We start from the raw sequence: 20440 nt of genomic DNA, 5'->3' as shown, positions 1-20440 counted from the left end.
GAAGACGGTAGAAGCGAGCGTGCCGCTGGCAACGCCTTTTTGGGACGGGTGTGGGCAGCTGGCGGCTCGTTCAGGAACCGAGGACCGCGTTCAAGGTGGCTGCTAGGCTGCTGTAGGTGAGCGGCTTCGAGAGGTAGGCGGTAAATGGCTCTTGGCTGTAGCGCTCGCGTTCTCCTGCCATGGCGTAGGCGGTTTGGGAGATGATGGGAAGAGTGGGGGCAATTTCTCGGATTTTGCGTGCGGCTTCGTCTCCTTGCATTTCAGGGAGCTTTATGTCCATGAGGACCGCGGAAAACTTCGTTTGCTGGCAGAGGTCGATCGCTCTCTCGGCGCTGGTAACGTGAATGTAGGGAAACTGGAGGCGTTCGAGCATCTTCGAGATGAGGTCGACGTTTGCCGCTTCGTCTTCGACGACGAGCAGAGGGTAGAGCGGGACGGTCCGCGAACTGTCTTCCGGCTCCGCTGCGGGTGTGTCTACCGTGGCCTGCTGGTCGACGCGTCCGTCCCATGGCAAGGAAAAGTAGAATCTGCTGCCTTTTCCAAGTTCGGACTCCACCTCAATTTTTCCGCCGAGCTTGGCGATGAGGTTTTGGCTGATAGGCAGGCCGAGTCCGCTGCCTCGATGAGTATGCCCCTTGTTGGTGTCGGCTTTGCGGAAGCGTTCGAATATGAGGCAGAGTTGTTCCTTTTTGATTCCGAAGCCAGAGTCTTCCACGGAGAATTCCAGTGACTTTCCATCGTTAGTGGGCCGGCAACGGAGCAGGATGTAGCCGTCGGGCGTAAATTTTACGGCGTTGCTGAGCAAGTTTTTGAGGACCTGCTTTAGGCGGGCAGGGTCAGTGCGGAGCGTGCAGCCTTCGGGAAGCTCCTTGGTGTCGACTATCAGGTTCAGGTTCTCTTTTCCCAAGCGGGTCAAAACCCCGCGGAAGGTGTCTTGTGTTTGGGTGAGTATCCAATTTACGAGTACGTCCTCCTCTGCAAGTTCAACGGGCTCGGACTCGAGTTTGGAAACTTCGATGATGTCGTCGATGAGGTTAAGCAGGTCCTTGCCGCTGTTTTGAATGGTTTTGATGAAACTGCGATTTTCTTCGCTCTGTTGGGGCGCGTAGGAGAGCAGCTCCGAGAATCCGATGATTGCGTTCATGGGAGTGCGAATCTCGTGGGAAACGTTGGCGAGGAAGGCGGTTTTGAGCCGATCCGATTCTTCGGCCTTGAGCTTGGCTTTCTCCAGGTCTTCGGTCCGTTCCTTTACCCGGTTTTCCAGTTCGGTATGCTGGCTGCGCAAGGCTCGGTTTTGCGTTGCGATGATTTCCTGCTGTTCATTGAGCTGCTTGTTGCTTTGCAGCAGCTTGCTGTTGAGCTTGGAGAGGCTGCGGCTGCGTTGAATGGTTTGGTAGAGGAAGAAGGCGACGAGCGCGAGCAGGGTAGCGATGGTGGCTTGGAACCAGAGCTGTTGCCAAGTAGGGGCTGCGACCGCGAAGACGGCGCTAGCGTGTTCGGACGATATGTTGAAACCGCGGTTTCGGGAGCGTACCTCTATCTTGTACTCACCGGGGGCGAGCCCGAGGAGGCGCTTGGCGCTTTCTTTGGAGAAGGGGCTCCAAGGAGCGTCGTTGATCTTGTAGGAGTATTCAAGCTGTTCTCGCGGGGTGCGTTCGAGGAAGTCGGTTCCGCTCCAGGTAACGCTGGTGTTTCCTGTCGGCCCGACTTTCGGTTCAAAGTGGGTGATCTTTACGATAGGGGCTTTGCGGTCGTCGTAGTAGGAGAGGGTGTTGAAAGGCGAGAGGTCGGGGGTGTATTTGTTTCCAGGATACCCGCGACGGAGCCAGTAGTTGCTGACTTGGGATATGTGCATGGTGCCTGTTGAATCGGGACCGAAGGTGACTGTGCCGCGGGCGTAGCGTTTGTCCTTGGGCTTGAAGAAGGTGCTCCAGCTCTTTCCGTCGTAGCGGGCGATTTGGTCGTTTAGGGCAATCCAAACATCGTTTGACGAGTGAGCATAGCCGGAGACGATTGAGTGGGAGGGAAGCCCTGACTCGACGTTGTGCCATCGACTTTCGTTGGAAGCTATTTCGAGCATGCCTCTGTCCCGGGTGACGAGCCAAAGGTTTCCGTTTGGTTGATTGAAAATGTAGTCGACGAAAACGTCGCTTTCCGGGATTTCGGCGGCGATGCTTTGGACTCCATTCCGGAGGGTCACTACGGGGCGGCCTCCGAGCCAAATGCGCGAGTCGGGGCTTTGGCCGATGCCGTAGTAGCTCTGTTTGGTTGGGAATTGGGTGTTTGTTCCCATTCGGGTCCAGTCTGATTTATCGGTTGTCGGGTTGTTGAAGCGGACAAGGCCTGTTTCCTGGTGTGGCGGAGTGTCTACGGCCGAGGCGAAGTAGATCGCTCCATCCTTGTCTTCGAATGCGGCGCGATGATCGAAGGACCAGGAAAGGTCGGGGTATTCGATAGTTTCCCAGTGTCGTTGGTCGGCGGAATGGGAGAGGGCCGCGTGCCCCCGGTGGCTACCGATTGCCCATAATTCGTTTTGGGACGATAGGAAGAGTCGCAGTGGGGTGTCGATGATCCCGTCTTCAACGCCGAACGAGTTCCATTGCTCGGCCTGGTTCTGCACGAGCCTGCCGTCTTCGGAGAGAAACCAGAGCGACTTGTCGGCGGTTTCTAGCTGGAATGCCAGGCGTTTGCGCAAGTTCCAGGGTTTGCTGGCATAGTCCAGTCGGAAAAGGCGGGAGTTGGTGGCAATGATCCAGATCGCTCCATCCGATGCCTCGAAAAAATTGATACGGTTCGATAGGGTGATGGGGATCGTGGGAAAGCTGTAGCGAGCCCATTGGCCGTCTTTGTAGCGGAAGTACTTGCCGGAACCGTCAACCCACACGGCCCCGTCGGAGGTTTTTATCATGTAGTAGAATGCTTCGTTGCCGGGGAAGAATTCGGAGAGCCTTTGTTGTTTCCAGCGTTCCCCGTTCCACTGGGCGATTCCGATGGTGGAGTTATTGCTTGTTATCCAGATCTCGCCTTCGTCGGTTTCGATGATCGAGGTGAAGCTCTCGGTTTCTGGGCCGTCGGGAGATTTGAAAACGCGATCGAGCGAGAGGACGTGGGTCTCTGGACTGTAGGCGTACCTGACGGCTCGGTTTCCAGCCCGGTTGTTTTGGCTGATGGAGGTCCAGATACTTCCGTCTTTCGCCTGGGTAACCGAGGTGACGTTGAAGCGAAGTTGTCCGTCCATCATGATGCAGGAGTCTTCGGGAACGGGAACGTGCCTAAATGGCTTGGTGAGCAGGATCTCGTCTAGGCCAGCTGGCGGCTCTCTCGAGTAGAGCTGTATCCGTTCTTCGGTTACATGAAGCAGGCCGTGCCACCTTTGAGAGCTCTCCGGGCTTTCCTCCAGCTCGGAGAGCGCAACCAAGATCGACTGGTCTTCGAGGACGACTATGTTTCGGGCTTGGATCTTCTGCGGCGTATGGCTGGACACGATTGCCTGCCATTTCTCGGATGACCAACGGAAGAGCCCTTGGTTGGTCCCTGCGAGCAGCCCGAGGGTAGGATGTCGGGCGAAACAGAGGACCTTGGTCCCTTGGAGGCCGTGTTGAGCGCCGAATTCCTGGTAGCGATATCCGTCGTAGCGAATCGTGACGTCGGCGCCTCCGAACCAGTAGACTTCCGCTGGATACTCAGTCATGCAAGTGATCCGCTTCCCGTCGAAATGGGAATACTCGGTCCAACGCCAATCCTCCAAGTTGGGGTCCGACGCTTCGGGCGTGAATGGCTGTTTGGCTAAGCCAGCGCTGCATGACAAAAGCGCGGCAAGGGAGGAAATCAAAAAGGAACTAATGAGGTTGTGACGCATGGAGGAAGTGAAGAACGTCGTGGATTTCCATAGGGGTAAGTAAGTTCACTTTCTTGTCGTAGTCGAATCGGCAAGGAGTTTTTGCAGGGTATTTATACCTCATTCGGCCATTGCTTAATGAGATCCTCCCGATGGGGATTTCGGAGGCTGTGAATCGTCCGATTGCGGTTGGGACGCTTGGCTATGTCCGGTGGGGAACAAAAAACGCCGGAGCGGGGCTCCGACGTTTTGAAAGGTGTAGCTAGACTGTTGCCTGCGATTACTCGGCGTCGCCGATCTGGATGATGTCCGGATCGAAAGTGGCGGCGAAGCGGTAGGTCTGGCCTGGGCGCATGATGAGCGGATGGTCGCGCTCGAGGATCTGCAAGTAGTGCAGGTTGCCGTAGTTGGTGCGGTAGGCGCTGTCGTTGGTAACCACTTCGGTCTCTTTCCAAGTGCCTTGGAAATCGTCTTTTTGGATGGAGCAACGAAGGCCTTCGGCGCCGAGCATCGGCGAAGTCTCTAGGCGGTAGCTGGAGTGCGGCGAGGCGATGGCGAGCATGTAGCGGAAGCGGTCGAGGGTGACCTGGTTCTTCACGCTGTAGATGTACTCGCAGGAGATCTGGTTGCCGGCGAAGGTCCAGTTGACCTTAACGGTGCCGAGGCCGGGAACGATCTTCTCCTCCTTGGTGATCCACTCCGGTTGCTCGTAGCGGAAGTAGAAGGAGCGCTTGAAGCCGAGGCCGGTGGTGCACTTCTTTCCGTAGTAGGAGGGGACGAAGACGTCTTCTCCGACAGTGAGCTCTGGAATCATGATGGGCGCGTACTGGCTGTTGGGCCAATCGAATACGCCGGGGGAGTGGGGGAAGGCCTGGCAGTCGGCAGTCGCGTGTCCGTTGCTGGACATGAGCGGCATCTGGACTTGCAGGTTGGACTCCACGTTGCGGTAGAGAAGGAGGCCTTGTTCCTTCTTGTTGGACTTGTCGAAAATGACGAAGCGGCAACCGGACTTGAAGGGCTCTGGAGCAGCGGCCGCGGGAGCGTCGATCTGCTTGGAGAGGCGAGACCACTGGCTGAGGTAGCGAGCTCCGTCGAAGTTCGCCATGCGGGTGGTGTGGTTGCGGTACGCGGTACGCTCGCCGTCGCGGACTACGAGGTAGCCGTGCTCTTGGTCGAGGTAGGTGACGTAGAAGAAGTAGAAGAGGCGACGCAGCAAGTCGAAGTACTTGGAGCGCTTGTCATCGGGGACCCAACCGTCGCGGAAACCTTGGAGCAAAAGAGAGATGAGGTGCATCTGGCCGTAGGCGCCGGCGTTTTCGGAGCAGGTCCAGCCGAGGCCGTCTTCGCGGACCATGTCCGGAAGGAGCTTGATGTACTTCTCGGCGAAGGTGCGGAGCGAGGGGAGCTTGCGCTCGCGGAGGCCCGGGTTGCTGTGCAGCTGGAGGGCTTGGCGAGTGAAGACGAAGGACATGACTCCGTAGAGGGAGAAGGATCCGCCGATGCCTTCGTCGCCGACGTCGTCGAAGTAGCCGTTGGAGCTGGTTTCTTCGATACGGGAGAGGAAGCGCTCGATGAGGCGGCCGGTTTCGTCCTTCTTGGAGAGTCCGAGGGAGAAGCGGCAAACGGCTTTGGCCACGTTGAAGGCCTGCCAGTGGTTGTTGTAGTCGCTGCGGTTGAGCAGGAGGCGGTCGAGGTTTTCGCGAGTCTCGTCGACGAGGCGTTCCCACACGGGGTTGCGTTCCTTGGAAGGTCCGAAGGAGAGCAGGGCCAATGCGGCGTAGGCGAGTCCGTTTTCCTGCGGGGGATCGCGGAAGGCCTGGGCTGTGATGCAGCGGGCGGCGAGGTCGATGAGATCCTTGCCGTCAAGCTCGGTTTCTCCGGTGGCGCGGTAGAACTCGCCGATAGCGAGGGCGGCGTGGCCGGACTCGTCCAGACGAGAATCTTCACCTTCGACGGGTGTGATGGTTCCATCGGGATTGATGGAATCCAAATTGTGGCTGAGCATGGAGCGAGCCATGTCGAGGCACTGTTCGGAGAAGCTATCCATTGATATTTTGAGAACTGATGTGGCGCTCGCTTTATGCCCTGCGAGCTGAGGAAACGTACTTTTTCACGCGACGAATCGGGGCAGATCAAGGCTTAAGCGCGTTTGGCGCAGCTTATTCTCGAAAAGAGTGCCCGATTCCTTGCGTTTATCGATTGAGGAGGTTGAGGAGGTCCTGGTTGGAGTCGGTTTTGGAGAGTCGGGTGATCATGGTCTCGGCGGCGTCCTCCGGCTTCTGCTGCACGAGGGCGCGGCGGAAGAAGTGGATGCCTTCGAGCACGTCCTCGGGGATGAGCAATTCTTCGCGGCGGGTGCCGGAAGTGGCGATGTTCATGGCCGGGTAGATGCGCATGTCGGCGATCTTGCGGTCGAGGACCATCTCCATGTTGCCGGTTCCCTTGAATTCCTGGAAAATCATGTCGTCCATGCGGCTGCCGGTCTCAATGAGGGCGGAAGCGATGATGGTGAGGCTGCCGGCTTCCTCGGTATTGCGGGCGGCGGCGAAAATTTGGCGAGGCTTCTCGAGGGCGCGGATGTCGAGACCGCCGGACATGGTGCGCTTGCCCTTGCTGGCGGCGTTGTGGGCTCGGGCTAGGCGCGTGATGGAGTCCATCAGGATGACCACGTCCTTGCCGGTTTCCACGAGGCACTTGGCGCGCTCTACGCAGAGTTCGGCTACGCGCAGGTGGCTGGGGAGTTCTTCGTCGTTGGAAGAGGCCCAGACTTCGGCGTCGATGTTGCGGCGGAAGTCGGTGACTTCCTCGGGGCGCTCGTCCACCAAGAGGATCATGAGGTGGATTTCCGGGTGGTTGGCGTTGATGCCTTGGGCGATGTGGGTGAGAAGGGTGGTCTTGCCGGTGCGAGGCGGGGCGACGATGAGTCCGCGGGTGCCTTTGCCGATGGGGCAGAAGAGGTCCATGCAGCGGGTGGTCATGCGCTTCTTGTCCGTTTCCAGTCGGATTTGCTCCTCTGGCGTGATGGTGGTGAGCTGGGCGAAGGGAGTGAACTTGCGGCGTTCCTCCACGCTGACTCCGTCGACCTGCTCGATGAAGCGGACCTTGGGGTTTTGGAAGCGTGGGTCGGAGGTCGCTTGAGCGACGATGTGGCTGCCGCTGCGCAGCTTGAAGCGACGGATGAGCTCCTTGGGCACGAAGGGGTCCGTGGGACGCTGGCGTCCGTTTTTGCTCAGGTCGAGCAGCTGGCCAGTCTTCTTCTTTGTGACTTCGAGGACGCCCTCGACGGTTATGGTTTCTTCTTTTTGCGCGTTCTCGTTGTCCATGACGGAGCGGAATAAACGGTGATATGTTATAAAGGATTGCGTGCGTGGAATTCGAATACGGAAGGCGATAAGGGGGTTACAGCCGGTTGAACCGCATCGAAAAAAGTGTGAGGAGAGCCTGTCGATTGAGTTCCAAAGCTTGACCGCTAAAGATCGTCGGAGACAGTATCGTGTTTTGCCTTAAATCCCTAACCCCAAGAAACGAGGAGTAAGTTAGTGCCAGACAAGACCACTTCAACTGCGAACCAGAGCGAAAAAGTTTCGCCGTCGCCCGAATTCAGGAAGCAAGCTACTATCGGTAGTATGGCCGAATATAAACGGCTGTACAAAGAGTCCGTAGAGAGCCCCGAAAAGTTTTGGAACGCTCAAGCGAAAGAGTTGCTTCAATGGCGTAAGCCTTGGAAGAAAACGCTCGAGTGGAAAGAACCCCAAGCTAAATGGTTCGTAGGTGGCAAGCTAAATGTTTGCGAGAATTGCGTGGACCGCCATCTCGGCACGGCGCGTGAGAACAAGGCAGCCTTGATTTTCGAGGGTGAGCCGGGGGACCAGCAGACCCTGACCTACAAGCAGTTGCATGTGGAAGTGTGCAAGTTCGCCAACGTTTTGGAAAGCCTCGGCGTCAAGAAGGGTGACCGCATTGCTATTTACATGCCGATGACCTGTGAAGCGGTGGTGGCGATGCTGGCAAGCGCCCGTATCGGTGCCGTGCACACGGTCATTTTCGGTGGTTTCAGTTCCGAATCGATCAAGGACCGCGTGAACGACTGCCAAGCGAAGGTGGTGGTGACTGCAGACGGCGGCTGGCGCCGGGGATCGGTGGTCGACTTGAAGAAGAACGTCAATGCAGCCATGGCCGGTTGTTCGACGGTGACGAACGTGGTAGTGGTAAAGCGGATCGGCAATCGCGTATCCATGAAACAAGGACGCGATCTCTGGTACCACACCCTCATGAACGAGGCCAGCCATAAGCACGCGGCCAAGGCCTTCGATGCTGAGACGCCGCTCTTTATCCTCTACACGAGCGGAAGTACCGGTAAGCCCAAGGGCGTGCTGCACACCAGTGGCGGCTACTTGCTGGGTACCACCATGACTTCGAAGTACGTCTTCGACCTCAAGGAGTCAGATACTTACTGGTGCACGGCTGACATTGGCTGGATCACAGGCCACAGCTACGTGACTTACGGCATCCTCTCTAACGGAGCCACCAATGTGATCTACGAAGGCGCGCCGAACTATCCGGAGGTCGATCGTTTTTGGGACATCGTCGAGCGGCACCGCGTCACTATCTTCTACACCGCTCCGACAGCGATTCGCGCTTTCATGAAATGGGGCAGCGAACATATCGAGAAGCACGACCTCAGCTCGCTTCGCCTCTTGGGGTCCGTGGGTGAGCCGATCAATCCGGAAGCTTGGAAGTGGTATCACAAGACGATTGGCGGCGGCCGTTGTCCAATCGTGGATACGTGGTGGCAAACCGAAACGGGCGGCATCATGATCACGACGCTTCCTGGCGCAGCGTACTCGAAGCCCGGATCCGCGGGACTTCCATTTTTCGGCGTTGTGCCGAAGGTTTTCAACGATGAGGGACACGAAGTGAGGCGAGGCGATGGCGGAAAGCTGGTGCTGACCCAGCCTTGGCCCTCCATGCTGCGAGGCCTCTACGGCGACAAAAAGCGTTACAAGGAAACGTATTGGAGCGAGTACAAGGGCGTCTACTTCTGTGGCGATGGCTGCAAGCAGGACAAGGACGGCTATTTCTGGATCGTAGGTCGTATCGACGATGTATTGAACGTTTCAGGACACCGCATCGGAACGGCAGAAGTAGAAAGCGCTTTGGTCGGCCATGGTGGCGTTGCGGAAGCAGCGGTAGTGGGGCGCCCGCACGATCTCAAGGGAAGCGCGGTCGTTTGCTTTGTCACCCTTAAGGAAGGTGTCGCGATGACCGATGAGCTTCGCAGGGAATTGCGCGAGCACGTAGGCAAGGAAATTGGCGCTATCGCCAAGCCCGACGAGGTTCGCTTCGCTCCCGCATTGCCCAAGACGCGTAGCGGCAAGATCATGCGGCGTCTTCTCAAGGACATTGCCGCGGGCAAGGAAATCAAGCAGGATACGACTACGCTCGAGGACTTGAACGTTGTGAAGGCTCTGCAGAAGGGATAAGGGTTCTGTATCGTAATTTAAACTACAAAGGCGACGCTTGGAGCGTCGCCTTTTCTTTTGTAGTTAAGTTTGGATACGAACTGTGGGGGCGGCGTGGGTTGCGGAAAGTGCAATCAAGCTTGGAGCCACTGGCGAGCTTCGGCGAGGGTGTCGAAGATGCGGAAGGTCCAAGTTTTGTTTACCTTTTGGCAGGTCTCGACGTATTGTTGGTACGCGGCCTTTATTTCGGGTTTGGATCCCACTAGGGCTACGGAAATGTTCTTCAGGTAGGATTCTACGCCGATGTCGTTAGATGCGATCTTTTTGATCTCTCGTTCGGTAACGGCAAAAGCTTCGATATCGGTTCCGTCGAAGATTTGGTAGCGGGCGGTGTCGCAGCGCGGGTCGTCGGAGAACTCGCGATTCATCACGTCGATCTCCCATTCCGGTACGATTCCCCAGAATCGAGAATAGTAGCCTCGGTCTTCCCAAGTGTTTTCGAAGGGCATTGTTTGCTTTTAACTTTTTGGCAGCTGGTGGTGACGGCTGTAGCGATCGTGTCATGTCTGCTGAAGCTGTATGCAATAAATAATACGGAACTATCTGCTGTTTTTATTGGAGCGGGAGGAATTGTAGTCGGTAGTTTTGACGGCATTTGATTCGATCGGTTTCAGTTCGGCGGCCATGGGCAGGATGTTGATGGAAGTGTAGCTGAAGGTGATGGTTTCCGTGTCGCCGTCGCGGGTGGAGCTGAGGACTTTGACTCCGTGCAGCTGGTAGGTTACGCCGTCTTGCTCGATGGTCATGGCAGATGCGAAGAGCGGGGTGTTGGCCGAAGTACCGTTCGCTTCGTGGAGTGGATTGTTCGCTTTCTTGCTCTTCGCTTCGTGCAAGGGGTTTTGGCCGCTTCCGACTGAGGCTTGGAAGAGGGGAGAGGACTTGTCTACCTGCTTGGTGAGGGTGATGGGCTTGTGCTGGCGTTTGCCGGTGGCCATTCCCGAGGCGGCGTCGCGTGGCGCGGAGAGTCCTGATATAGATTCGATATCGATCCAGCCTTTGTGGTGTTCGCTTTTGGATTCGCCTTCGACGCCCTCGATTTTGATGTAGGTTGTGGCGGAGGATAGGATTGCGACTGAGGAGGCGAGAACGAGCGTAGCGAGGAGCTTTTTTAGTTTCATAATGGAGGGGGTTGTTGGTAGTGCTGCGTGTTCAGCTATGGCCTAAAGACGGGGAAGGTCAACCGTCGAGGTATATTGTTAGAGGGAAGGGGCTGGACGGCTAGAGAAAGGTTTTCAAGGCTTCGAGGAAGCGATGGAGGGCGGGGTTTCGGTCGCCCCGACGCCAAAGGGCGCCCACTTTCCATTTGGAGTCAGCGGCGGCGATGCGGTGGATTTGCAGGCTTTTGTAGTCGGAGTTCCAGTAGGATTCGGGGATCATGGTGACGCCCATCCCGGCGCGGGTGAGGGCCAGGGCGGTGGGGAATTCGCTCACCTGCTGCACGATGCGCGGGTGGAAGCCGTGTTTGGCGCAGAGGGCGAGCATGTGGCCGAAGAAGCCGGGGGAGCGTAGTTTGGAAATGGTGACGAAGGCTTGGTCGCGTACGTCGGCGAGCTTGAGTTTTTTTCCTCCGGTTTGGGAACGAGCCGTTACGAGGGCCATGCGGTCTTCGATGGCGGGTAGGCTTTCGTAGTCGCTGTGGTTGGCGATGGGGACGCGAACGAAAGCGAGGTCCAGCTTGCCTTCTTCCAGGGCGGCGAGCTGTTCGGCGGTCGACATGTCGCGTAGGGAAATTTGGATACCTGGGGCTCTGTCGCGGAGTTTTACGACGACGCTGGGCACAAGCTCGAGGGAGTGATAGCCGAAACCGATGCGGATCCGACCGGTTTCGCCGAGGGCTATCTGGCGGCCGCGATCCAGGAGACCGTCCAGTTTCTGGTTCACTTGGCGAGCCTCTTGGAGCCATTGCTCCCCGAAGGCGCTGAGGCGGGTGCCCTGGGTGCCGCGCTCGAAGAGGGCGCCGCCCAGATCTTCCTCCAGGCGTTGGATCTGTTTGGTGAGGGCCGGCTGGGAGAGGTGGAGCGCGGCAGCGGCGCGGCCGTAGTGCAGCTGTTCCGCCAGGACGAGGAAGGATTTGAGTTGGGCAATCTCCATAACTCAGAGTTATTAAGCCCATGAAAAAGTACAATTAGAATTATGAGAGCAGTGCTGATAGAGTGTGGGGCATGGCAGGAACGGATACGATTGACGGAGGAGTGGAAAGCGAAGTGGCTCGGGCTCGTTGGGCGGCTGCGTCGCTTTACTTGATGAACGGAATTGGCTTTGGGATGTGGGCGGCTTTGCTGCCGCTGCTGAAGGAAAGGCTGGATTTGGATGAGCTGGGGCTGTCGGCGCTGCTGTTGTCGATGGTGGGGGGCGCCTTGGTGGGCATGCCTACGGTGGGGCGAGTGGTTTCGCGCTTCGGTAGTCGTGGCGGCTTGACGGCGATCGTGCCGCTATTTGGCCTGGCGTTGCTGGGGCCGGTTTTTGCGGAGAGTTTTGCGGTAGCGGTGGTCGCGGCGGGAATTTTGGGAGCTTTGAAGGGCGCTTTTGACGTGTCGCTCAACTCCCAGGCCATCGTGGTGGAGAAGGCGGTGGGACGTCCGATCATGGCTCGGCTGCAGGCGCTCTGGAGCCTGGGCGGCCTGTTGGTGGCGGCGGCGATTGGAGTGGTGCTGAAGTTTGGCGTTTCGGTGGAGGGGACTGCCTTGTCGGTCGGCCTGCTGGTTTGCGGCTTGGGGTGGGCGCGGGCGAAGCGTCTCCTGCCGGACCTGCCGGTGGCGACCGATAGGGAAGCGCCGGCAAAGACGGGTAGGGGAACTTCGATGAATGGGGCGATTGTTGCGGTGGGAGCCCTAGCTTTTGTCTCTCTTTTTGCGGAGGGAGTCATGATGGACTGGAGTGCGGTCTACGTGCGCGACGTGGCCAGCGCGGAGGCGTGGTTGGCTCCGTTCGCTTACGGAATGTTTAGCTGCGCCATGGCGGCGGGGCGCTTTTCGGGAGACTATTTGATGGAGCGTTTGGGGAGCGTGCGGCTGCTGCGCTGGAGTGGCGGGTTCGCGGTGGCGGGAATCGCCTTGGTCTCGGCGGTGCCGGTGTGGCAAGTGGCTTTCGTCGGATTGGGATTGGCGGGAGTGGGCATTGCGAATCTGGTGCCGATCTTTTTGGGCGCGGGCGGGCGGGCCCATCCGGATGGCGTGGGACGCGGGGTGGCTGCGGTTTCGACGATCGGCTATCTCGGGTTTCTTTCGGGACCGCCGCTGGTCGGCTTGGCGAGCGAATGGGCCGGGCTGCAGGTCGCGTTTGGCTTGGTCGCGATCCTGTCCCTGTTTATCGGCTTAGGCGGCCCTTGGATTCTGCGCCTGAGCGCTCGGAGGTCAGGCTCTGCCAGACCGGAATGTAGCTACCAGGCGGCGAGCGAAGCTTGTTTAAAGGGCGTCAGCTAGGGAGGTGCTCTGCAACATCTTTCAAGGGATGGCGAGGGGGAAGTCTTGGCCGTAGCCGTAGGTGACGGGGTACTGGGCTTCGCCTTTTTCCTTTTGGGTGAGCTCGGGGACTTGGGCTTCCACGTAGGCTTTGAGCTCGTTGACGGAGACGAGGCCGTCGCCGGTGTCGGCAGCGCCTTGTAGGGCTTGCAGGACTACGTGGGTGAAGGCTCCGTGGCCGAGGCTGTCGAACTCGGTGGCGAATTGTTCGCTGCCGGTGGCGGTGAGCCAGTGGGTGCCGCTGCTGCGGGCGAGCTGGGCGATGGCGCGTTCTTCCACGGCTCCGCGTACGGCGAGGCTCTTCAGGGCTCCGGCGGATTGGCAGGCGTCGAGGAGGAAGAGCTGCTTTTGGGCGGAGATGTCGCGGGAATAGGCGAGTAGCTCGTCGCTAGAAATGCCGAGCTGGCGGAGGATGCGGCGTTCGCCGTAGAGCTGGGTGATCTCGTAGGGAGCGAGGAAGAACTCGGGGTCGTCGTCTTCGGAAACGACGCCGTGACCTGCGTAGTAGAATATGAATACGTCGCGGGGATTGGCTTCGGACTTGATGGTGTCGAGGGTGGCGAGGATGTTTTCGCGGGTGGCTTCGGAATTGTAGAGGGCGTATCGGTTCTGGCGGGTGAAGAGTTGTCCGTAGCGTTTGGCGAGGATGGCCTCTATGGCGGCGGCGTCCTTTTGGGCGTAGTTGAGATTGTATTGAGGATTCTGGTACTCGTTGATGCCAACTACGAGGAAGTGGAGGGCGATGCCGCCTTCGCTTTCGGGGGCGGTGGTTTCGGAGTAGACGATGATTTCGTCGGGTGCGGATTCGGTGCCTTGCTCGTTGATGGCGATGGCGCGGAATCGGTTTTTGCCAGGAGTGAGGGCGAAGGTGTGAGTGGCGGTTTTGGTGAAGGTCTCGGTGAGGGGGGCGTCTTCGTCGTCTTCGACGAAGAGTCCGCGGGTGGCGCCGGATACGAGCTTGCCGTTGTGGTAGATGCGCAGGTCGGCGATGGGGGAACCTTCGCAAGTGGCGTCGAGCTTGAGGGTGACCTCGGGGGTGGGAAGTTCGAAGGTTTCGAATTCGTCTTCGACGGTGAGCCCGCGGGTGGCGGGGCCGTCGATTTTCAGAGTGAGCTTTGGGGCGAGACTGAGGTCGCTGAGCGGGATGGTGGGCTTGGGCGAGAGGCCTTTGACAAGGGAGCCGAGGAGGCGGGGTTGGTAGAATTGGTCGAAGTAGGATTCGAGCGGGGTGATGGTTTCGCCTTGGATGAACTTGAGGTCCTTTTGCAGGGAGGTTTCGGAGGTGAAGAGGCCGGTTCCGGGATGGCGTACGAGCCACTTCTTTGGGTCTTCGAAGAGCTTGATTTCGGCGATGACGGCTTGTTCGCGGATGTCGATGAGGCGGAGGGTTTCGTCGTTGTTCGAGGTGGCGACGAGGAAGTTGTCGGAGCCGATGTAGGCGAGAGTGGCGGGCTTGAAGTCGAGGGCAAGAGTTGCGGTCGCTTTTCCGTCGGGAAGGGTTTTTAGGGTGATGTTGTTATAGCTGGCTTGGGCTACGAGGGTGCTCGCTCGGTTGTAGGCGTGGAGGTGGGCGGAGGTGTAGTCGATTTTTGAATTCACCTCGCCCGTGGTGACGAAGCGGGAGCTGAACCAGTTCGAACCGGTCGGGCCGCCGATAGGGCCCTTTAGATAGAGGAGGCGGCCGTCGCCGCTGTAGCGGAGGAAATCGATGGTTTCGAAGGGTTTGTCGCAGGGGGCTTTCCAGAGTAGTTTACCGGTGGATACGTCGTGGCATTCGACGATGTCGAGAGATCCGTTGTCGGTTTTGGTCGTGTAGGCGAAGGCGACAGTCTGTCCGTCGGGCGAGAGGGCGAGGAGTTGCTGGTTGTTGTCGGCGTACGAATACGGGGAGTCGATGGGGAAGGTGGCGATGCGTTTTCCGCTGGGTCGGTCGACGACGGTGACGGCAGTGTTGTGGTGAAGGGCGATGGTTTGGCCGTCGCGGGATAGGTCGTAGAAGTGGGTGTTGCGTAGAGCGAAACGGCGGTTGTCGCCCTCCTTTTGGAAAAAATCGGGGCCGAGGGTGGAGAGTTGGAAGGTTGAGTCTCTGGCTGCCCGTGAGGCGACGCGAGGTTGGTTGCTCCCGAGGAACTGCCAATCTTCGTTTACTGGATGGTAAAGGGGGGTGAAGGGGCCGAGGGCAGCGCTAGGCAATTCGACGTTTTGTATGTCGAGTCCGACTTCGTTGAAGCGGACGATACGGGCGTCGGCGCCTCTGCGGATGGCGAGTTCGAAGTCGTCTGGGCGGGCGGCGATGGCGTGGGGGGCGAAGGTGGGGACGGACCAGGCTTGGCCGAAAATGCCGGAGGGAATTGAGATGGGTTCGAGGTAGGTGGCGGTGGCTTGGGAGTAGTCGCCGCTTTGGCGGTTTGATTGGGCGATGAGGGTGGTGGCCCGATTGGGTTCGCGAACGGTGATGGACGCGTCGGTGACGCGGTTTTCGAGACGCTGGAGGGGAGTCGTCTGGCGAGAGGCGAGATCGTGGACGGCGAATTCGTAACCGGAGGCGAGAAGGAGAGGCTGGCCGAGGCGGGTCGGGAGTTTGGGTGACAGGTTCGAGGATGAGGAGAGTTGGAAGAGTGGCTGGGTTTGGAAAGTGACGGGGTTGACGATGGTATAGGTATTGAGGTTGCTCTCGCGGGTGTGACCGAGAATGCGTCCATCGGGGAGGAAGCCGAGAGCGCCGTGCTGGGCGGGGACGCGAGCGGCGATTTCGCCGTTTGCCAAGTCGACGAGCAGGAGTGGGTTTTCGCCTTGGAAGCGAATGGTGGCGAAGCGGCCTTGGGGATCGACGGTAATGAAATTTCGACTACTCGGCGTAATGGCAGTGCCGGATTTGACGAGGTTTTCCTTGGAGAGGTCGATAGTGTGGGAGGAGGTTCGCTCGCGTGTGGAGAGGTCAACGCGTGTGAGTGTGAGTTGGAGTTTGTTGTATTTGGTATTGTAGACGGCGACATAGACCGCTTGTTCGGCGGCGTTGAACCAGTAGGCGGTCGGTTCGAATTTGCTTTGCTTGCCGGTGGAGAAGTTAAAGTCGTCGTAGAGGGTGAAGCCGTGGTTGGTGCAGACGAGGATTTGGCGTGGCGTGTTTGTGAACCAGGCTCCCATGATGACTTGCGGGTCGTTGAAGCGCCAGCCGCCGGGCGTTTGCTCGAAGGTGGCGATGTTGGCGCGTTGTTCGATGTTCCAAATTTTCAATACATGCTGGTCGAGGCTGAGCAGGTAGCGTCCGTCGGGGGAAGCGTCGAGTTGCAGAATGGGGTCGCGATGCAGGGAAGAGCTAAGTAGGCGGGGCGGTGGGGGTGGGGTGGCGGGCGCAGGGGGAGTGGTGTTGGTTTCGCTGGAAGCGGATTCGGAGGGGGGAGCGAAATCGGATTGTTCGATGAGGTCTGGATTTTGCAGGAGTTCCTCGAATTGGGCGACAAGGGGCGTGCTCGTGACGACGCAAAGGGCGAGGAAGAGAAGCTGGCGGAGAGTCTGGATCATGGATGGCGAGAAGTGGCTTGTAGCGCTGTAGGGGCGGGGTTTATTCCCCGTCCCGTGGTGGTTTGGTGGCTTTGTGTTTTTTTGATGGTAGGCTCTGCGGGACGGGCAGTAAAGCCCGCGCCCTACGGGTGAGTGTCTTGATCAATTAGGTCTTGGGCGGTGGGAGCGTTTTTGTACCAAGCTGCGGGTGGGGTGCCGTTGGGGGTGAGTTGTTGTTGGAAGTCGGGCTTGTAGGTGCGGTTGCAGAGCCAGTGGGGCCAGAGTTGGTCGGCGGTCAGGAGGCTCTTTCGATAGGGGTTGAGGAAGATGTAACGGGCGAAGTCGTTGGTGTTGGCTTCTTGGCGGATGCGGTGGTCGTAGTAGTTGCGGTGCCAGTAGAGTGAATGGGCGGCGAGAGCTTTGCGGGTGGCGTTTTTGAACTTGGAGATTGCGAGCGAGAGATAGCAGACCTCGCCGAGGACGAAGAGCAGATGCAGGTGATCAGGCATGGTTGTGGCGCAGCGGAGGTTTATTATTTTATCTCGATGAAGGGCGCGAAGGGTGTCGGCGATGTGCTCGGGATGGTCGTTGGCGGTGAGGTCGGTTTTGCGGTTTTGGGTGACGAGGGTGATGAAGTAGGTAGCTCCTGGAATCGAGACGCGTCCGTAGGCGAGGTGGTGCGTTTTGCGGATGGGGAGCTGTGGCACGATGCTTTTTGTAGGGGCGGGGTTTATTCCCCGGCCCGCGGTGGTTTGGTTGCTTTGTGTTTTTTTGATGGTGGGCTCTGCGGGACGGGCAGTAAAGCCCGCGCCCTACGGGAGTAATGCTATAGGGAAGTCTTGGCCGTAGCCGTAGCTGGCGGGGTATTGGGGGGCGCCTTTGTACTTTTGGGTGATGGTGGGGAGCTCGCTCTCGAGGTAGGCCTTGAGCTCGTTGATGGTGATGCGGCGGTCGCCGGTGTCGGCCCCGCCGTCGAGGGCTTGCAGCAGCGTGTGGGTGAAGGCGCCGTGGCCGAGGTCGGCGAACTCGGTGGCGAATTGGCTGGCGGAGGAGGCGGCGATCCAATGCGTGCCGGTGGCCCGGGCGAGTTGGGCGAGGGCCTTTTCTTGGCTGGCTCCGCGTTGGGCGAAGGCTTGCAGGGCTCCGCCGGAGTTGCAGGCGTCGAGGATGAATAGCTGCTTCTGGGCCTTAATAGTGGCTGAGATATCGCGTAGTTGATTGGCGGATATGCCGTTTTGGCTGAGGCTTTGGCTTTCGCCGTAGATGCGGGTGACGTCGTGGGGGATGAGGTAGAACTGTGCGTCGTCCCGGGACATGACGCCGTGGCCGGCGAAGTAGAAGATGAAGGCGTCGTGCGGTAGGGCGTTGGCGCGGATCTGGGCGAAGGCGGCGAGAATGCCGTCGTGGGTGGCGGCGGCGCTTTCGAGGTGGTGGACGTTGATCTTGGCGAAAAGATCGCGGTTGGCGGCTTGGATCTTGGCGAGCACGCCGGAGGCGTCGGCTTCGGCGAAGTTTAGGTTGTATTCGGGATTGCGATACTGGTTGACGCCGACGGCGAAGAGGTGGAGCTCGGCGGGGCGGCGGGCGGCGATCTTTTCCCGCAGGAGGGCTTCGGGGGGATCGATGACGATCTCCTCGGAGGTGACGCTGACGCCGGCGGTGTTGGTGGATACGACTTTGATGCGGTTTTGTTCGAGCAGGAGATCGAGGACGTGGTTGTCGCGCAGGCTGGTTTTTCCGTTGGCTGGGAAGCTGTGGACGAGCTTTTCGTTTTGATAAATGGATACGGTGGAAAGGGGGTATTGTTTGGATTCGGAGTTTACGTTGATGCGACGTTCGAGGGCGCTGACCCATTGCTCGCCGACGGTGAGAGAGGGTGGCTGGACGTAGGCGGGGATCTCTTCGTCGGTGGAGAGGGCGTCTTCGCCGAGAGCAGTGGCGAGGAGGTCGGGGCGGTAGTCTCGCTCGAAGACGGTGGCGAGCGCCGTGGGGCGGGTGCCTTGGAGGAGTTGACCGCTTTGGCGGATAGGGGCGGAGGCGTCAAACTTGCCGTTGGGGGTGAAGGCGAGGTAGTCGCCTTGGTCCAAGTCGTAGAATTCGAGCTGGAGAGTGGGGCGGAGGGGAGTAGGTTGAGTGTCGAGGAAGACGAGGGGGCCGGTTTCGAGTTGGGCGACGAGATGGCGTCCGTCGCCGTAGCGGTGGAGCTGTCTAATGCTTGCGGGCACAGTGACGCTGGCGGCTGTGGGAGGAGAGGCGGCGAGGTCGAGCGTTGTAACTTGCGAACCGCTGGCGACGTAGACGAGATCGCGGCTCGGGTGCCACTGTACGCTGTTGGTGGGTACTACGAAATTTTCCGGGTCGAGGCCGGTAATTGCTTGGGAGCTGCTGCTGCCGTCGCGGGGGTCGAGGAGGAGCAGCTGTCCGGATTGCGTGTCCAGGAAATGGATCTCTTGAGCGACGGTTTTGTCGAGCCAGACGAGATTGCTGTGTGGCAGTTCGACGGTCCAGGTCGGTTCCGGGAATTCGTTGGCGGGATCGAGAGGGAGGGCTTCGAGGCGCAGGCCGATGATCTGGTTGTCGTAGTCGTCCCAACTGACGGTTCGAGCGAGGCGGTAGAGAGCGGTTTCGTCGGAGGCGAAGCGGAAGCTTGGCATGGGGGCGTCGTAGGTGCCGACTCCGCCGAGGCTGCTAAGGATGGCGGGCTCGCCGAAGCGGTGCAGGGTGGCGTCGCGGTTGTTTATCTTGATGAGCCAATTGCCGCTGGGGGAGATTTCATGGTCTCCGGTGTAGACTGGAGAGGTGGTGCGTAGCGGAGGGTCCTCGTAGACGAGGCTACCGGGGGACGGAAATTTGTCGGCTGCGATTTGCTCGGTGGGTGGGTCGAAAAGGCCTTCGAAGAGGATGTGTTTTCCGTCGGGCGTGTAGCGGGCTTGGTAGGCTCCCATGCCGCGGCTTTGGTGCTTGAGGCCGGAGGGGGCGACGCGGAAGAAGTGCACGCCTTCGCCGGAGTCGGTGGCGAAGAATTCAGGTTTGCTGGGGTGGAAGGTATAGTTGGCGTAGGCGCCGGGCGAGGGGAGGTTGGGGAGGTTGAGGCTTTCGATGAGGCCAGCGGGTCGCGGGGGCCAGGTGTTGGGTTCTGGCACGCGGACGTTGCGGATGGTCTTCAGCGTGCCGCCTTCGAGGAAGTCTTGGTAGTGTCGGGTTTCGCCTTCTTCGGTGACGGTGCGCAGGGATACGACTTGGTTATTTGGATACAGGCTGAACTTGACGTTGCGGAGGTCGAGGGTGCGGGTGATCTTGCCGGCGTAGGGATCGATCTGAAGGTAGGCGCCGCTGGCGTATTCGAGGAGCTGGCGTTGGTCGTTGGTCCAGCGGATCGTCTCGTAGAGGAAAAAGCTTTCGTTAGGCGCGGGCATGGTGGCGTTGCTGGCGATTGCTCCGGTTTCTAGGGAGACCTGGGTGAAGCGAAAGTCGCCCCAGGTTTTGGGGTCCCACTGGTTTTTTGGCGGGCCGATCTCGCGGAAGATGAGGAGGGCTTGGTCTGGTTCGCGTGCGGGTAGGATGGCCTTGAATTCCAGCCAAGGCAGGTTTTGGGCGGTGATGGTTCCGAGGAGTTGCGGGGCGTTTGCGCCGGTGGGATCGATGCGGTGGAGGCTGTGGGCGTCGCTGTCCCAAGTTCCGGAGAGAGTGACGAGTTGCCCGGTTTGGCTGTTTTGGGCGAGGCTGAGGATGTGAGGGATGGGAGCGAGCTTGGTGATGACACCGGTGGTGAGGTCGAGGGCGAAAAGGCCTTCGGTGGGGGTGGTGTAGTAGAGGCGGGAGTTGTCGGGGGCGAAGTGGCGTGGTTGGGCGTCAGCTTGGCGTACTAGGAATTGGGTAGCGAGGGTTTCGCGGTCGTGGACGGAGAAGCCGGTTAGGGAATAGTCTTGTTTTTTGGATACGACGAGAAGGGAGCCGTCGGGGCTTTGCTCGAGCGGGTCGGGGGACTCGATTTGCCAGGCGGCTTGGGAGGCGGTGGCGATGAGGGTGAGGGTTAGGAAGGTGAGGAGACGAGGGAGCATGGTTTTGGTTTTGAAAAAGTGGATGTGGTAGGGGCGAGGTTTATTTTTCGGCCC

11 protein-coding genes are annotated in these 20440 nt (G+C 59.1%); 2 read left to right on the top strand and 9 right to left on the bottom strand.

Annotated elements, in window-relative coordinates:
* Positions 1-70: 70 nt before the first annotated feature.
* The 3 genes from IEN85_RS08825 to rho all read right to left on the bottom strand — a co-directional run bounded on the left by IEN85_RS08825 (position 71) and on the right by rho (position 7191).
* Positions 71-3859, bottom strand: a complete 3789-nt coding sequence (locus IEN85_RS08825) for an ATP-binding protein (RefSeq protein ID WP_191616733.1) — start codon at positions 3857-3859, stop codon at positions 71-73.
* A gap of 259 nt (positions 3860-4118) precedes the next feature.
* Positions 4119-5885: a hypothetical protein gene (locus IEN85_RS08820; protein ID WP_224772528.1), complete on the bottom strand. Its 1767-nt coding sequence runs from the start codon at positions 5883-5885 to the stop codon at positions 4119-4121.
* A gap of 145 nt (positions 5886-6030) precedes the next feature.
* The gene (gene rho / locus IEN85_RS08815) at positions 6031-7191 is read right to left on the bottom strand and encodes a transcription termination factor Rho (protein WP_318186599.1); all 1161 of its coding nucleotides are present in this window, start codon (positions 7189-7191) and stop codon (positions 6031-6033) included.
* Positions 7192-7377: 186 nt separating this feature from the next.
* On the opposite strand from rho, the gene acs reads away from it, so the two are divergent.
* Positions 7378-9321 (top strand): acetate--CoA ligase, encoded by a 1944-nt coding sequence (gene acs / locus IEN85_RS08810; RefSeq protein WP_191616731.1) that lies wholly within the window; start codon positions 7378-7380, stop codon positions 9319-9321.
* Between the two features lie 113 nt (positions 9322-9434).
* Here acs and IEN85_RS08805 read toward each other — a convergent pair whose 3' ends face one another.
* The 3 genes from IEN85_RS08805 to IEN85_RS08795 all read right to left on the bottom strand — a co-directional run bounded on the left by IEN85_RS08805 (position 9435) and on the right by IEN85_RS08795 (position 11451).
* The gene (locus IEN85_RS08805; protein ID WP_191616730.1) at positions 9435-9809 is read right to left on the bottom strand and encodes a hypothetical protein; all 375 of its coding nucleotides are present in this window, start codon (positions 9807-9809) and stop codon (positions 9435-9437) included.
* Between the two features lie 90 nt (positions 9810-9899).
* The gene (locus tag IEN85_RS08800) at positions 9900-10478 is read right to left on the bottom strand and encodes an Hcp family type VI secretion system effector (protein WP_191616729.1); all 579 of its coding nucleotides are present in this window, start codon (positions 10476-10478) and stop codon (positions 9900-9902) included.
* A 100-nt stretch (positions 10479-10578) separates the two neighbouring features.
* A complete protein-coding gene (locus IEN85_RS08795) occupies positions 10579-11451 on the bottom strand; it encodes a LysR family transcriptional regulator (RefSeq protein WP_191616728.1) in 873 nt (290 codons plus the stop codon).
* Between the two features lie 71 nt (positions 11452-11522).
* Here IEN85_RS08795 and IEN85_RS08790 point away from each other — a divergent pair, with 71 nt between their 5' ends.
* The gene (locus IEN85_RS08790; protein ID WP_191616727.1) at positions 11523-12782 is read left to right on the top strand and encodes an MFS transporter; all 1260 of its coding nucleotides are present in this window, start codon (positions 11523-11525) and stop codon (positions 12780-12782) included.
* 21 nt (positions 12783-12803) lie between these two features.
* Here IEN85_RS08790 and IEN85_RS08785 read toward each other — a convergent pair whose 3' ends face one another.
* The 3 genes from IEN85_RS08785 to IEN85_RS08775 form a co-directional block, all read right to left on the bottom strand.
* Positions 12804-16346, bottom strand: a complete 3543-nt coding sequence (locus IEN85_RS08785; protein ID WP_191616726.1) for a caspase family protein — start codon at positions 16344-16346, stop codon at positions 12804-12806.
* Positions 16347-16468: 122 nt separating this feature from the next.
* On the bottom strand, positions 16469-17032 hold the full coding sequence (locus IEN85_RS08780) for an REP-associated tyrosine transposase (protein WP_191616725.1): 564 nt from the start codon (positions 17030-17032) through the stop codon (positions 16469-16471).
* Between the two features lie 105 nt (positions 17033-17137).
* The gene (locus IEN85_RS08775; protein ID WP_191616724.1) at positions 17138-20386 is read right to left on the bottom strand and encodes a caspase family protein; all 3249 of its coding nucleotides are present in this window, start codon (positions 20384-20386) and stop codon (positions 17138-17140) included.
* Between the last annotated feature and the right edge of the window lie 54 nt (positions 20387-20440).

This window comes from Pelagicoccus enzymogenes, from assembly GCF_014803405.1.
In the GTDB taxonomy this organism is placed as follows: Bacteria; Verrucomicrobiota; Verrucomicrobiia; order Opitutales; family Opitutaceae; genus Pelagicoccus; species Pelagicoccus enzymogenes.
This window is presented reverse-complemented; position numbering and strand designations above follow the sequence as displayed.